The organism is Bacillus sp. Marseille-Q1617 (assembly GCF_903645295.1).
In the GTDB taxonomy this organism is placed as follows: Bacteria; Bacillota; Bacilli; order Bacillales; family Bacillaceae_B; genus Rossellomorea.
The window spans coordinates 1,144,288-1,158,030 of record NZ_CAHJXM010000001.1 but is presented as its reverse complement, the minus strand read 5'-3'; the positions used below and the strand labels follow the sequence as shown (position 1 = coordinate 1,158,030).

Here is a 13,743-nt window from a genome sequence, read left to right as displayed (position 1 = left end):
AGAAAGAATGAATAACCTAAACCACAAAAATGGAGGGCAAAAGTTCAAAATGAGGTCATTTTGATACTCGATTCGACCGTTCTTCCAAAATATAAGGTGAAAAATTCTTTTCCTTCATTAAATTCAACAGGAATCTTCGAGTTTTTGCCAATAATCTTTTAGTTTTCACTGAAAATCTTCGAGTTTTCTCCAATAATCTTCGAGTTTCCCAAGTAAATCATCCGTTTTTCCATTTCACTTCCAAATCGAAATAAATGGTCTATCTAAAACACAAAAAACCCCCTCTATAAAGAGGAGGCCCACAATCCAGATGTAATTTATTTAATATTGTCCAACTCTTCTCCCAAGTATTTTGCAAGCTCAAGCATGCCGAATTTACCCGAAGCCAGTTCAGCATCCTTGTTATAGTTCGTATTCGTGTTCACATCATACGTATAGATCGTGCCATCAGCATCCCTGATAAATTCAATGCCGGCGACATCTATTTTGTTTTCCATGAGGAAAGATTGATACTTAGAAATGATTTCGTCTTCGAAACCATCGATCACCTGAAACTTTGGTGTCTCTTCCTTCTCTCCGACCGGACAAAATAGGTCATCGATCTGACACGCATCAGCCGGACAAAGTTCGAAACCTTCAGACGTATCCACGCGCACGGCATATAGAAACTTCCCGCCGACAAACTCACATCGGGTAATGGAAGAGTCAGGAGATTGAATATATTCCTGTATCAAGGTTGTACCGTCCAATGGTTCCTCAAAAGAATCACTGTAAACGTATTCCTCTAACGCTTGAACTGAATGGAATAATTGTACGCCCAACCCCTTACCGGCACGGTTGTGTTTAGTGATGAACGAATCCTTCCCCAGTTTTTCTGCTGCTTCGACGATCTGTTTTTTTCCGACAGCCGCAATGGTCTTTGGGGTTTTGATGTCGGCTGCATTCAAAGCCATATATTGATTCACTTTGCTTACTTCCAGCCGCAGGGCACGTGTCCCATTCAATACTTTTCGATCATGACGTTCCAGCCAGGACAGAACACTTTCTGTCAATTCCGGTGCATAGCGGTGATCCCTTGTATGTGATGAGGCGCTGATTCTATTATAGAATACGCCGGCTGGAGGGATTTCCGACAAATCGACAACCCCTTGATCGAGAAACCATTCCTCGTATGGCAGCTCCAGTTCATTCAAACGAAATGTCAAATGATCGGTCCATTCACTGTTTTCATGTATGACATAAATTTTTTCCATAACATTACCTCATTTTTTATAAGATCAAAAATCCGTTAAAATACAAAGTAATCCTACTATAAAAGTAGGATTACTGTCAAAATCGACTGTTCATTTCACATTCCGTTTATTTTTTATTTGAATTTTCATACCGCTTTTAGTTATGGTCGGCTGAACACTTTTCAGTTGTAGAGGCTCACTTGTCCTCTCCACCTTCAACAGGTCCCGAATTTCCTGAAGAACTTCGAGATTGGTGGTCTGTTTGACTTTATATTGCTCCTCTCCTCCTTTAAGGCGGTTAAAGAGCTTGATCATAAAAAATATACTGGCAGCTACAAGGAGAAAGTCGACTGTCGTCTGGATGAACTTTCCTATTTCAATCACCTCAGCTTTCACTTTCAAGGTCAGCCCTTCAAAATTAATGCCGCCGAATAATATGCCGACAATGGGCATCATGATATCTTGAACGAGAGATTCTACAATCTTCCCAAATGCTGCCCCTATAATCACCGCAATGGCAAGGTCCACTACATTCCCCCTGGAAATGAACTGCTTAAATTCTGTCCACATCATCCCTTCACCTGCCGTTTCTTATTAAATCATATGGCAGAAATCAGCAGGGTATGAGGACAATCGTATTTTTCCGGCCGCCGATGAGCTGCTGACAAAAATATAAGCCGACCCGTATTCCGGATCGGCTTGTTATCGACATTCTACATAATATACTTTCTTACAATCGCAAAAAGAAGGAATAAGGCAACAACAAACATGACGATGACCAGGATTTTTTCATCTTTATTTCCAAGCATAATGACACGCCTCCCTTTGATGTACCCTTTACCCAGTGTAATATAATTTTACCCAGAATTCAGCTTACAACACTTATTACACCGTTTCACGCTCGTGCAAGGCAGTTTCAAGGATTACAGGAGATGAACGACCTTTCTCCAGAAACAGCTTAAAAGCCTCTTCTCCCATCTGTCTGATTGGCACTTCGAACGAGGTGATATCGAAGACATCGGATATAGGATGATTATCAAAGCTTAGGATTGCCAGGTCCTTTGGAATGCGGATGCCCTTCCTCCCCGCTTCGGATACGATCCCGGCCGACACCTGATCACTCGTGACAATGAGGGCAGAAGGCTTTTTCTCTAAAGCCACCCATTGTTCAACCACATCCCTTCCATCCTGAAGATGGATGCATTCATTGAAGATCCATTCTTCCCTCATTTCATTACCGGCAGCTTCGGCCGCATCAAAGAACCCGCGGACCCGCTCTTCACTATTGGTACCGAAAGTCCGATGCAGGCACAACCCAATGTCAGTATGGCCTTTTGAATGAAGTTGATCCATCGCGGTTCGAATCGCTTCGTAATGATTGATGAACACTTTTTTCTCCACCCCATGAAGGTTTTCACAGAAAACGACATTCAGCCCCTCCATCAATGGAGAAAGTGTATCGAGGGAATTCGCCCTCGATGTGATGATAAGACCATCCACCTCTTTCATCCTGAGGCGGTGAAACGCATCAAGTTCTGCATCTTTTTCATAATCGGTTTGAAAAATCTGCAGGTGGTATCCATGCTTCAATGCCTCTCCGGCGATTCCCTGCAGTACCTCCCCAAAGTAAGGAAGGTTCAAAAAAGGAAGGACCACACCTATAGAATAGGTTTTCCCTTTGGATAAGTGAACGGCATTCGCGTTTTTTATGTAATTCAGTTCTTTAACGGCGTCCATCACTTTCCGTTTCTTATCTTCTTTTACGTAAGGGTGATCATTCAATACCCTTGAGACGGTTGAAACCGAGACACCGGCCAGTTGGGCTATTTTTCGGATATTTGTCACGATGGCTTCCCCTTCTATTAAGGATTATTATTTTTTTGCCATAAGCGCTTGCTCTGAAACGCGTTTCACAGATTATAGTCAAGATAAGGTTAACGCATTAAAATAATGAAAGGCAAGGAGGATGCGATATGCTTGGTATTTTATATCTCCCCCTTCTTTGTATCATCATAGTCGGGGGCAGCTACTTGGCATTGGAGCCCATTGATTTTTTCACCAGGACAGATGTTGAAGATCCGTTTGATTCATTATTTAAAAGACATATGTAATGCTGAATGAGCTGCTTTCCTTTGAGGGGAGCAGTTTTTCACTGTTTGCCGGATGATTTCATCCATTTTCCCGCCCATGTATGGACAGATTCAAGCACCGGCTGCAGATCTCTTCCTTTTTCTGTAAGACTGTACATGATTTTCACGGGCTTATCCTCCAAATATTTACGCTGGACAAGGCCGCACCCTTCCAGTTCTTTCAATCTGTCCGCCAGAACTTTTTGACTGATATTCGGTATTCTCTCATTCATATCTTTAAAACGGCAGCTTCCGTCAAATAATACTCTTATAATCATGCCGACCCAGCGTTTTCCCAATAGAGAAAAAGCTGCTTCGTATTTAGGACAAATGGTTGATTTCATGATGGTTCACACTTCCTTAAAGTCTCATTGCTTGACGCAAAAAAACACGTCCGTTATAGTGGTCATGTTATAAGCTACTTACAAAAAGTAAGCAACATCCAGATATACCCTATATTATAGCACTTTTCTCACATCAAGGAGGCATAATCATGACAAACTTCTTTCAGGTGGCAGAAGAACGCCGCTCCACAAAAGTATACAATCCAGAAGTGGAAATCCCTCGTGAAGAATTGGTAGAGATTCTTGAGGTTGCAGGGAAAGCTCCATCCGCATGGAACCTGCAGCATTGGAAATTCCTTGTGTTTGATCAAAAAGAAGTTCAGAACCGCCTGCTGCCTATCGCGTATAATCAGCAGCAAGTCGTTGATGCGTCAGCAGTCGTTGCCGTTCTGGGTGATCTTGAAGCAGACAAAAATATCGACCCTGTACTAGATCCCTCAGTTGAAAAAGGTGAAATGACTACAGAATTAAAAGAAATCCTGACGAAACAAATCAAAGGGGCATACAGCCGCGACCAGTATCCAAGGGATGCCGCATTCAGCAACGCATCACTCGCAGCCATGCAGTTAATGCTTACAGCCAAGGCAAAAGGATGGGACACTTGTCCGATCGGCGGCTTCAACCCTTCGGCACTTGTTTCACAATTTAATATTTCCGAACGTTACTTACCGATCATGTTGATCACAATCGGCAAACCTCTTAAGGAAGCACGAAAAACAGACCGCCTGGATATCCGTAACTTAATCGACTGGGCTGAATAATAGAAAGCCACATCGCTTTAAACGATGTGGCTTTTGATTTTGAATGTTTCATTCTCATTATATATTCAATAAATCCCTTGTTACCCTTTGAATGATCTCCGGGAGTACAGAAAACGTATAAGGCTTATATACCCGTTCCGTCCACTGGTGGCCGTCTTTTCCATAGACACCTATATTAATGGAAGGGATATTCAGCTTTCGGATCGTATCAATCGGGACCGGATACAGATCATCAATCATCGGCAGATTTTTTTTAATCACTTCGATATCTTCATCTTCTTCATGAAGAGACAAAAAGCTTCCATCTGCAAGATATGGGAAAAAGCGTTTGACTACGAAATCTTCTCCTGTCTCCCGGGAAATTTCACCCAGACAGCGGTTCAGGACCTCCTTTACTTTCTTTCCATACTCATTTTCTTCATTCAAATAGTTATGCGGCAGAAACGGAGGGGCTAAGAAAATGATGACTCTTGGCGTTCTGTCAGGATCGAGATGCTGAAGGGCTTCTACCATTTTGTAGGCAATTGTCCGTCTGTCCTCACCCTCATGATCACGAAACACGTCCTCCATGACAGGCTCCGGATCAAGCCCCCTTTCTTTCAGCCAGAAAATGTATTCTCTTAATGTAAGAACATCCACCTGCCAGGACAGCTCCCGCTCAGGGAAATTGTGATAATGACGGTAACTTTCATACTGTTCTTTACTCCGTTGTTCAAGCTGTGCCACCGCCTCCAGGGCTGCTTTCTTCATTTGGTATAACACATCCCGGGCCGTCTTTTCATAAACAAAATAGTTAAAATAAATAGACGTGGAAAGAGGTGTCTGAACATTATACGCCGTCTTATCGTCCTTAAAATAGAGGCAGGACGGTGGCAGTGTGAATTCACCTGGTATCTTTTCTACAAAATCGAGATTCTGATTGACCTCCAAATTGATTTTAGAGGCAATCGCAGTCGGGTCAATGGACGTCAGAACATCACCAACATGAGCTTCCCTCCCGTAAATATAAAAACCAGGAAGAAATTTACCGGCTGCCCCAGTATAAATATATCTCTTGCAGTCCCCGTCATAAATGGGAGAAATAAAATCGGTATTAATGGCTGCCAAGTAATCGAAGCCTGCAGCCTTTAAGCGGTCAAGCTCTGTTAAAGCTGCAATCAGCCCTGCGTGTTCACTTTCCTCATCACCGTTGAACAAAAATAAAAGATTCCCCTCTGGAGGCTTGCTTTGTTCCGAATAATGAAGCAGATTTGCAAGGTGAACGGCGATGCCGCTTTGCATATCCAGAGCTCCCCTTCCAAACAGCCAATTCCCTGAAAGGGCATCTTCCCTTACTTTTTCTTCTCCTTCATAGTCCATAAAGAATTTCTGAAGAAAATCCGGGTCATGTGCCATGTCCTGCAGGGCGCCGTAATCGTCCGTGCCTACCGTATCATAGTGGGCATGGAATAATAATGTTTTTGACGTTTCACCGTCCAGAAGAGCAAAAACATTCTGACGACCGACCCCGTCATTTGGAACTTCCTGCAGCCACACTTTTTCTGGATGCTTTTGAAAGTACGGAAATGACCGGATAATTTCATATATATAATGCGCTTTTCGGCCTTCACCGTCTGTACCGTTATAACTTTTCAGAGCGACTAAGGATCGTGTGATGAGTTCAATCTGCTCGGAGATTGGTTTGTCTTTCAGCTGTAAATACACGTTAGTACCGCTCCTTTCCCTCAAAAATATTCTCTATAATTGATAACATCTTAACGAAAAAGCACAGCATTTGGAAGGGGTTTCAAAATTATTTTTTTATTATTTTTTGGATAAACTATTGAATTCAATCCTAATACCGAATATTATATTAGTTGTGTGTTTTTAATGTTCGTTTTTATGGAGGTATCACAATGTTTAAATTACAAGAGAATGGAACGACTCCAAAAACTGAGATACTGGCTGGTTTGACGACTTTCCTTACGATGGTTTATATCGTGATCGTCAACCCGATCATTTTGGCGGATGCCGGTGTACCGTTTGATCAAGTATTCCTGGCAACCATTATATCAGCCGTTGTGGGTACATTATGGATGGCCTTATTTGCAAACTACCCGATTGCAATTGCTCCAGGCATGGGATTGAATGCATATTTTACTTACTCGGTTGTTGGGGCGAATGAAGATATTTCATATGTTGTGGCATTTTCAGCTGTATTCGTTGCAGGTATCATATTTGTTATCCTTTCACTTACACCATTCAGGGCAAAATTAATCGAAGCAATCCCTCAAAATTTAAAGCACGGAATCACCGCAGGAATTGGTCTGTTCATCGCATTCATCGGACTGCGCTTGACAGGACTGATCGAAGCCCATCCTACCAATTTGGTGAAGCTCGGGGATTTGCATTCTCCTTCTGCACTTCTGGCTCTTGCCGGATTGGCAGTGACGCTTGTACTTATGGTGATGAATGTCCACGGGGCACTATTCATCGGGATGATCGTGACAGCATTGATTGCTTATTTTACGGGGGAGCTTTCTTTTGATAAAGGGATCTTTGCCATCCCGCATCTCCCGGAAGGCCTCATCATCAGCAATCCGCTGACTGCTTTTGCAGATGTGGTGCAATATGGGCTTTATGCAGTCGTATTCTCCTTCTTGCTCGTAACCATTTTTGATACGACCGGAACAATGATCGGCGTTGCGCAGCAGGCAGGATTGATGAAGGGCAACCAAATGCCAAGGGCACGTGAAGCACTATTGGCAGACTCAGTTGCGACGACAGTCGGGGCAATGTTCGGTACAAGTCCTACATCCGCCTACATCGAGTCTTCAGCAGGTGTATCTGCAGGCGGCAGAACAGGATTAACAACCTTGACAGTGTCGATTCTATTCATTGCAGCCGCGTTCTTCGGTCCGCTGGTAAGTGCCGTTTCTGGGATTTCGGCCATCACAGCTCCAGCGCTGATCATTGTCGGCAGTTTAATGATGGGCAGCATCTCTCATATTAAATGGGATGAGCTCGATGAAGCCTTCCCTGCATTCCTGATCATCCTGAGTATGCCTCTGACATCAAGCATTGCAACAGGTATTGCACTGGGATTCATCTCTTACCCGTTATTGAAAGTGGTCAAAGGACAATGGAAGCAGGTACATCCGCTTGTCTACATCTTTGCGGTATTATTCTTCTATCAGCTGGCCTTTCTGCCTCATTAAAGAAAAGCGAAAGCGCCTTGTGCAGCCCCGACAAGCGCTTTAGGGCCGACTGGTGAAGTCGCTCTTTGACTTCAGTGGGCGGACTGAAACTTCTCGAGGGGCTAGGAGCTGAAGCTGGACAATTCTCAAATTTAAAATTATTTCTTAACTTTTTAACAAAATCGCCCGGACTCAATCCGGGCGATTTTTTTCTTTATGAGTTTAGCTTGAAGGCGGTGGAAACAGCTGAGCCTCAATTCCATACTCTCTCAACGCCGACAAGCGATTTACCTTCAAAGGTCATTTTATAGATATCCGGCATCTCAAGCTTATTCCAAAATTCAAATCCGAAGCTTTCATCAAAATGATTCATGATCAGGACCATGATGTTTCCGTGAGTCCCGATGGCTGCATTTTTGCCCTCGTATTTTTCTAAGATTTGCATGAAGCTCTGGATTCCCCTTTTCTGGGCTTCCCTGTTCGATTCCCCTCCATCAAAAGAAAAATCAGGGTTCTGCCATACTCTCAGAATAGATTGTTCAAAATCGTCCAGTGACTTTTCAGAAAGGGTCCTCTCTTTCATATTTTCATAAACCTCAATTTCTTGATCGTAGTATGAGGCTGTACCTTGCACGGTCTCTATCGCTCTTTTATAGGGGCTTGAACAGACTGCCTGTATATTCTTGTCTTTTAATATAGTCGTCACTCGAGCGGCATCGCGTCTTCCTCTTTCGGAGAGCGGTCTCTCCAATTCCTCAGGCGTATAGACGGAATGTGCATGACGGACAAAATAAATGTTGGTTTTCATACTATCACTTCATTTCTAAAAACTTGTATAACAATATGAGCAATGCTGGGCTGATTTCTGCCTTTTCGTGAGCCTGTGGCAATTGGGACATTCAACGTCTTTTGAATGAAGATCAAGCCCTTTATTGCCATGCAGCCATCTAAGGTAAGATTTATTTATCAGGTAAATCGTAAAACCGAGTATGATGCCAATGATAAGTAATATGAGCGCAAGATCCATTGAAAATCCCTTCTCTTAATAGTAGACTGCTAAATCGCCGCTATTGATTTCCGAGCAAGACTTCGCTTTCCGCGGGCGGTTGGTGAGCCTCCTCGTCGCTATAGCTCCTGCGGGGTCTCACCTAACACGCTTTTCCGAGGGAGTCTTCGTCTTGCACTCCAATCAACAGCTGAAAACAAGTAAAAACTACATCAAACTTTAACAGATTATCAGTACATCAATAAACTATCCCCATTATTTTAGGATAAAAATTCACCCTTCGTATTCCATATGGAAATAAAGAAGTAAGGTTTCATCTTTTTACTGTTTCCAAATCGTATCGAGCTGTTCGGAATAAAATTTAATGGCTTTCCTATAGGTCTGAATCGTTTTATCCTCCGAGGTTTCAGCCAATAATTTTAGAAGAATTTCCATAGCCTCACTATGCTCGCTAACATTATGTAATGTCATACTGTAAAAGATTTTTAATGCATGGTTCTCCGGGAATCTTTCCATCCCTTCATTTAAAATTATTTTTGCATTTTCATATTCCCCTAATGTGCGGTAGGTGCTTCCAAGCCCCAGGCAGGCACCCTGGAGGTCGTATTCATTTAAACCGAGTTGTATCGCCTCCTTATAGTAAGGTATGGCTTCCAATTCCTTCCCAAGTGCATCATGGCTCCATGCACATTGATAATGAATCCTGCCATTTTGAGGATCTTCCTCTATCAACTTTTTAAAAAGATCAATAGAAGACTGAATTTCCCCTTCTTCTCTCAGTTTAGCACCTTCCTTAATTCTCTCCTCAATTGATACATGTCTCCCCCTCTCTTCCGGCCTATACTCCACAAGCCACGAATCATGCCAGACTCCCTCATGCAGTTCGTTTCGGGGGAGGATTTTTTTTTTTTGGTAGCCGCATTTTTCATAGCACTTTATGGCTCTTTCATTCCATATCATGGGGTCCATGACAAGGCGGTCAGCACCGGCTATGTCGATTAGATGTTTCTTCACCGTATTGATGATCAGGGTCCCGACTCCCTTATTCCAATAGGCCGGTTCACCAATAAACTGGTCCGTTCCGAAAATCACCTCATCGGAATGACTGTAACCATACTTACTTCTCTCTTCTTCATCGATTGGATAATACTGAAGATACCCGATCTCTTTTCCTTTATAAATGATGATGCAGCTGACTACACCATTAGATCTCCCTAGAAATTTATCTTCGACCATCTTGAGTGTAAATGGGCAGTCCCTTCCTTCATAGTATTGAAGAACTTCCGGGTCGGACAGCCATTTCGTTACTATATATTTATCATCGACTTTAATCGGTCGAATCTCTATATCCCCATTCCTGAGTTCCATCATCATCCACGCCCCTTTCTTCTATATTATATTAGTTCACTGTTCCCTAGAAAAAATCCTTCAGCCAAACTGAGAAAAGGTATTTCATACGGCAGCGCATCGAGGGACGGGCTTTTAGTACTGGAATGTGTTAAAAGGAGAAGCTGCTCTCCATTTCGATCCTCACCGTATTATGACAATAATGTGAAAGGTTATGTATTTTAGGGTGTTTAGGTATTTTCTTATATGGTTAGAAGTAGAATAAGCTAGGAAATCATGTTATTATTAGTTTGTGAAACATTTCACAATATATCTTATTTCAAACAAGTACAATACAAAACTTCCTTAAAGTTAGGTGTGTGATGAAGAATGACTATTAAATGCACAAACAAAGTAGCCCTTATCGGAACCGGGTTTGTCGGCTCAAGCTATGCTTTCGCCCTTTTGAATCAGGGGATTGCCCATGAACTCGTATTGATTGATATGAATAAAGAAAAAGCCGATGGAGATGCACGCGATCTTAATCATGGATTGGCGTTTGCTTCCCCGATGAAGATTCACGCAGGTGATTACAGTGATTGTAAAGACGCAGACATCGTCGTAATCACTGCCGGAGCAAACCAAAAGCCTGGTGAAACCCGTCTTGACTTAGTAGGAAAAAATATAAAAATATTTAAAAGTATCGTCGAACAAGTTATGGCCAGCGGATTTAACGGCATCTTCCTGGTTGCCACCAACCCTGTTGATATCTTGACCTATGCAACCTGGAAATTCTCCGGATTGCCGAAAGAGAGGGTCATCGGTTCAGGTACCATCCTGGATACAGCCAGACTGCGATATTTAGTAGGAGAGCATTTCGATATCGATACCCGCAATATACATGCCTATATAATGGGTGAGCATGGAGATACAGAATTTCCTGTATGGAGCCATACAACGGTCGGGGCAAGTCATTTAAGTGAATTGATTGATCTGGATGAAGAAGACGTTCAAGAAAAGTTGGAAGAAATCTTCATCAATGTCAGGGATGCCGCTTATCAGATTATTGAACGAAAGGGTGCTACCTATTATGGAATCGCCATGGGGCTGGCACGGATCACAAAAGCGATTTTCAACAATGAAAACAGTATCCTAACCGTTTCTGCGCTGCTTGACGGCGAATATAACCAGGAGGATATCTATATAGGAGTTCCTGCAATCATCAACCGTGAAGGAATCCGTAAAGTGGTCGAACTGCCTTTAAATGAAAAAGAACAAAGTCAATTCAAACACTCTGCCGAGACGTTAAAAGAGGTAATGAAGACTGCATTCGTTGATTGAGCACAAAAGATTGTACGAGAGAAATGAATAGACACGCACGCCCAGACATCCTCCTCATAAACTATTGAGAATTCGTTTATGAGGAGGTTCTTCTATGTACGATGAAAGACAGTTATTCCCGGGATTTCCCGGAGGTCCAAGCGGCGGGTTCCCTGGCGGACCACCAAGCTCTCCACCGCCTGGAGGGCCGCAAGGAGGAGGGAATCAGCCTCCACCGGGACCGCCGCCAAGCTTCACCCCTCAGATGACGGCTATGCAGGGCGGGCCAAGCACATTTGCCGTAGATCCGGGTGCGATCCGGCGCTGTTTATTCCGATACACATATATTTGGCTGAGAAGAGATCAATTTTGGTTCTACCCGATATTTATCGGACGCCGTTCAATTGCCGGCTGGAGATGGATCGGCTGGAGATGGGTTTATTTCGGGATTGATTTAGATGAAATCCAATCCTTCACGTGTGTGTAGGGGATGAATATGTACTCCTACCCTTCTTATTATAGAACCACGACTGAAGGTAGAACAGGAACTGTTATGGTTACAGGGGAACATACCATGTATGTAGATCCGGATCAGGCAATCGTTTCGGTTGGTGTCGTTACAAAAAATGAAGATCTTGAAGAAGCTCAGAGCCAAAACCGTGAGATTTCAAACGCTGTTGTGCGATCATTATTGGCGAATGATATTCCGGAAAAGGACATCCAAACGTCCACCTATCAAATTTTCCCGCAATATAGTTATGAGGATGGAAAGCAAATTTTTACAGGCTATGAAGTAAGGCATGTTTTCCGGGTCACAGTGAACGACATCGATTCCCTCGGAAAAATAATTGACGATGCCGTTAAAAGTGGAGCAAATCGTGTAGAGAATATCCAATTTGTTAATTCTGACCCTGGTAAGACCTATCAACAAGCCCTTGCAGCAGCTTATCAAAAAGCATATGAAAAAGCGATCACCCTTTCCAGCCAATCAGGGCAGCAATTGAACCCGTACCCCAAATCGATTAAAGAACATTCCTGGACTGCCGTGATTCCGTTCGCTCCCACTGGCTTCGTCAAAGCAGCAGAAGAGGGCACAACCCTTCAGCCCGGCCAAATCGGCATAACCGCTTCACTCACGGCAGAATTCGGAATCTACTAGTAAAAAAGTCCATCCCTTAGTGCTCGAGCACTGAGGGACGGACTTTTTCATTGCCCATTATTCACCCAATGATTTCGTTTTCCTTCCGCATGCTTCCATGGCGGTTAAGATGGCTCCTTTGAATCCGTTTTTCTCAAGCGCTGCAACTGCTTCAATGGTGGCACCCCCCGGAGAGCAGACTGCGTCTTTCAGTTCTCCGGGGTGCTTGCCTGTTTCGAGTACCATTTTGGCAGCCCCAAGGACAGCCTGCGCTGCCAGTTCATAGGCTTGATTTCTTGGAACCCCTTGAAGGACAGCCCCGTCTGCTAGAGCTTCAATGAACATAAACACATAGGCAGGCGAAGATCCGCTTACTGCAGGAATCGCATCCATTAAGTTTTCATCCACTTGTTCTGCTTTCCCGAAGCTTCCCAGGATGACTGAAACGTCCGCCAATTCCTCATCAGCCAATCGTTCATTGACACAATACGCCGTCATACCTTCCCCAACTAATGAAGGTGTATTCGGCATCGTGCGGACGAGCTTTATATCTTTGCCAAACTGGACTTCCATCCACTCCAGCGTGATCCCGGCCGCCATCGTCACGACAATCACATCTTCTTTCACTGCATCCTTCACTTCTGAAATGACCTGTTTATATTGATCCGGTTTAATGGACAGGAACAAAACATCCGAGAACTCCGCAACAGCCAGGTTATCCTTTGTACATTCAACGTGAAAATCTTCGGACACTTTCTTACGTGTTGCTGCTGATTTGGCACTGGTCATAACTGCCCGTTCATCCACGATCCCAGCCTTCAGTATTCCGCCTAAAATGGCCTGAGCCATATTTCCGCATCCAATAAATCCAATTGTTTTCTTCATAGCGTTTCACCTCTGTCTTTGACTCTCACCTTTAGAATCATAACAAACTTTTGCACCCTCGTGAATAAAAGTAAAATCGCGGCTAAATTAAACCGGAATTAGAAAACGGTCATTTCATTCATCCTTATCCAAACGTTCAAAAGGCAGCAATCCAGCAAATAGACTCCTTCAAAAAAGACCCGGCAGAAGCTAAAGCTTCTGCGAGGTCTTCATCACTCACTCATTCCGTCAACTTTCCACAATGGGGACATAGTGTTTTCCTGTAATCTTTCGGAAGTCTCTTATGGCAGTGAGAACACGTTTTTACATATTGCGGCTGATCGAACAGATCTTCAGACAATCCATAGCCGCTTTTAAACGTTTTCGCTGTCAGACGTACCAGCAGCCCGATCACCACTCCCGTCACCAACAATGCCCAGATCATCC

At 43.5% G+C, this 13,743-nt stretch carries 16 protein-coding genes; 6 read left to right on the top strand and 10 right to left on the bottom strand.

Annotated elements, in window-relative coordinates; translation table 11 throughout:
* Positions 1 to 317 precede the first annotated feature (317 nt).
* From HWX64_RS05820 to HWX64_RS05810, 3 genes are all read right to left on the bottom strand, one after another.
* The gene (locus HWX64_RS05820) at positions 318 to 1,253 is read right to left on the bottom strand and encodes a RimK family alpha-L-glutamate ligase (RefSeq protein WP_175988084.1); all 936 of its coding nucleotides are present in this window, start codon (positions 1,251 to 1,253) and stop codon (positions 318 to 320) included.
* A gap of 90 nt (positions 1,254 to 1,343) precedes the next feature.
* A complete protein-coding gene (mscL, locus tag HWX64_RS05815; RefSeq protein ID WP_175989658.1) occupies positions 1,344 to 1,802 on the bottom strand; it encodes a large conductance mechanosensitive channel protein MscL in 459 nt (152 codons plus the stop codon).
* Between the two features lie 315 nt (positions 1,803 to 2,117).
* Entirely contained in the window at positions 2,118 to 3,077 is a 960-nt protein-coding gene (locus tag HWX64_RS05810) for a LacI family DNA-binding transcriptional regulator (RefSeq protein WP_175988082.1), read from the bottom strand.
* Positions 3,078 to 3,205: 128 nt separating this feature from the next.
* On the opposite strand from HWX64_RS05810, the gene HWX64_RS05805 reads away from it, so the two are divergent.
* Complete coding sequence (locus tag HWX64_RS05805; protein ID WP_175988080.1) at positions 3,206 to 3,343, top strand: hypothetical protein; 138 nt, start codon at positions 3,206 to 3,208, stop codon at positions 3,341 to 3,343.
* 38 nt (positions 3,344 to 3,381) lie between these two features.
* Here HWX64_RS05805 and HWX64_RS05800 read toward each other — a convergent pair whose 3' ends face one another.
* Positions 3,382 to 3,705, bottom strand: coding sequence for a helix-turn-helix domain-containing protein (locus HWX64_RS05800; protein WP_175988078.1), 324 nt, complete (start codon positions 3,703 to 3,705; stop codon positions 3,382 to 3,384).
* Positions 3,706 to 3,854: 149 nt separating this feature from the next.
* Between HWX64_RS05800 and HWX64_RS05795 the strand changes: the two genes are divergently transcribed.
* Positions 3,855 to 4,466: a nitroreductase family protein gene (locus HWX64_RS05795; protein WP_175988076.1), complete on the top strand. Its 612-nt coding sequence runs from the start codon at positions 3,855 to 3,857 to the stop codon at positions 4,464 to 4,466.
* A gap of 57 nt (positions 4,467 to 4,523) precedes the next feature.
* Here the strand turns inward: HWX64_RS05795 and HWX64_RS05790 are convergent, their stop codons facing one another.
* Positions 4,524 to 6,170 carry a M20/M25/M40 family metallo-hydrolase gene (locus tag HWX64_RS05790; protein WP_175988074.1) on the bottom strand — a complete coding sequence of 549 codons (1,647 nt, stop codon included), beginning with the start codon at positions 6,168 to 6,170 and terminating at the stop codon, positions 4,524 to 4,526.
* A 191-nt stretch (positions 6,171 to 6,361) separates the two neighbouring features.
* On the opposite strand from HWX64_RS05790, the gene HWX64_RS05785 reads away from it, so the two are divergent.
* Complete coding sequence (locus HWX64_RS05785; RefSeq protein ID WP_175988072.1) at positions 6,362 to 7,663, top strand: NCS2 family permease; 1,302 nt, start codon at positions 6,362 to 6,364, stop codon at positions 7,661 to 7,663.
* A 232-nt stretch (positions 7,664 to 7,895) separates the two neighbouring features.
* Here HWX64_RS05785 and HWX64_RS05780 read toward each other — a convergent pair whose 3' ends face one another.
* The 3 genes from HWX64_RS05780 to HWX64_RS22180 all read right to left on the bottom strand — a co-directional run bounded on the left by HWX64_RS05780 (position 7,896) and on the right by HWX64_RS22180 (position 10,022).
* Positions 7,896 to 8,450, bottom strand: coding sequence for a histidine phosphatase family protein (locus HWX64_RS05780; protein ID WP_175988070.1), 555 nt, complete (start codon positions 8,448 to 8,450; stop codon positions 7,896 to 7,898).
* 15 nt (positions 8,451 to 8,465) lie between these two features.
* Positions 8,466 to 8,669: a DUF2614 family zinc ribbon-containing protein gene (locus tag HWX64_RS22185; RefSeq protein ID WP_175988068.1), complete on the bottom strand. Its 204-nt coding sequence runs from the start codon at positions 8,667 to 8,669 to the stop codon at positions 8,466 to 8,468.
* Between the two features lie 300 nt (positions 8,670 to 8,969).
* Positions 8,970 to 10,022, bottom strand: a complete 1,053-nt coding sequence (locus tag HWX64_RS22180; protein ID WP_368495572.1) for a tetratricopeptide repeat protein — start codon at positions 10,020 to 10,022, stop codon at positions 8,970 to 8,972.
* 342 nt (positions 10,023 to 10,364) lie between these two features.
* On the opposite strand from HWX64_RS22180, the gene HWX64_RS05760 reads away from it, so the two are divergent.
* From HWX64_RS05760 to HWX64_RS05750, 3 genes are all read left to right on the top strand, one after another.
* Positions 10,365 to 11,315, top strand: a complete 951-nt coding sequence (locus HWX64_RS05760) for an L-lactate dehydrogenase (RefSeq protein ID WP_175988066.1) — start codon at positions 10,365 to 10,367, stop codon at positions 11,313 to 11,315.
* A 94-nt stretch (positions 11,316 to 11,409) separates the two neighbouring features.
* The gene (locus HWX64_RS05755; protein ID WP_175988064.1) at positions 11,410 to 11,781 is read left to right on the top strand and encodes a collagen-like protein; all 372 of its coding nucleotides are present in this window, start codon (positions 11,410 to 11,412) and stop codon (positions 11,779 to 11,781) included.
* Between the two features lie 3 nt (positions 11,782 to 11,784).
* Positions 11,785 to 12,453 (top strand): SIMPL domain-containing protein, encoded by a 669-nt coding sequence (locus HWX64_RS05750; protein ID WP_368495571.1) that lies wholly within the window; start codon positions 11,785 to 11,787, stop codon positions 12,451 to 12,453.
* Between the two features lie 57 nt (positions 12,454 to 12,510).
* Here HWX64_RS05750 and proC read toward each other — a convergent pair whose 3' ends face one another.
* Both proC and HWX64_RS05740 read right to left on the bottom strand, forming a co-directional pair.
* A complete protein-coding gene (gene proC / locus HWX64_RS05745; RefSeq protein WP_175988046.1) occupies positions 12,511 to 13,317 on the bottom strand; it encodes a pyrroline-5-carboxylate reductase in 807 nt (268 codons plus the stop codon).
* 220 nt (positions 13,318 to 13,537) lie between these two features.
* Positions 13,538 to 13,741: a hypothetical protein gene (locus HWX64_RS05740; RefSeq protein WP_175988044.1), complete on the bottom strand. Its 204-nt coding sequence runs from the start codon at positions 13,739 to 13,741 to the stop codon at positions 13,538 to 13,540.
* Positions 13,742 to 13,743: the final 2 nt, after the last annotated feature.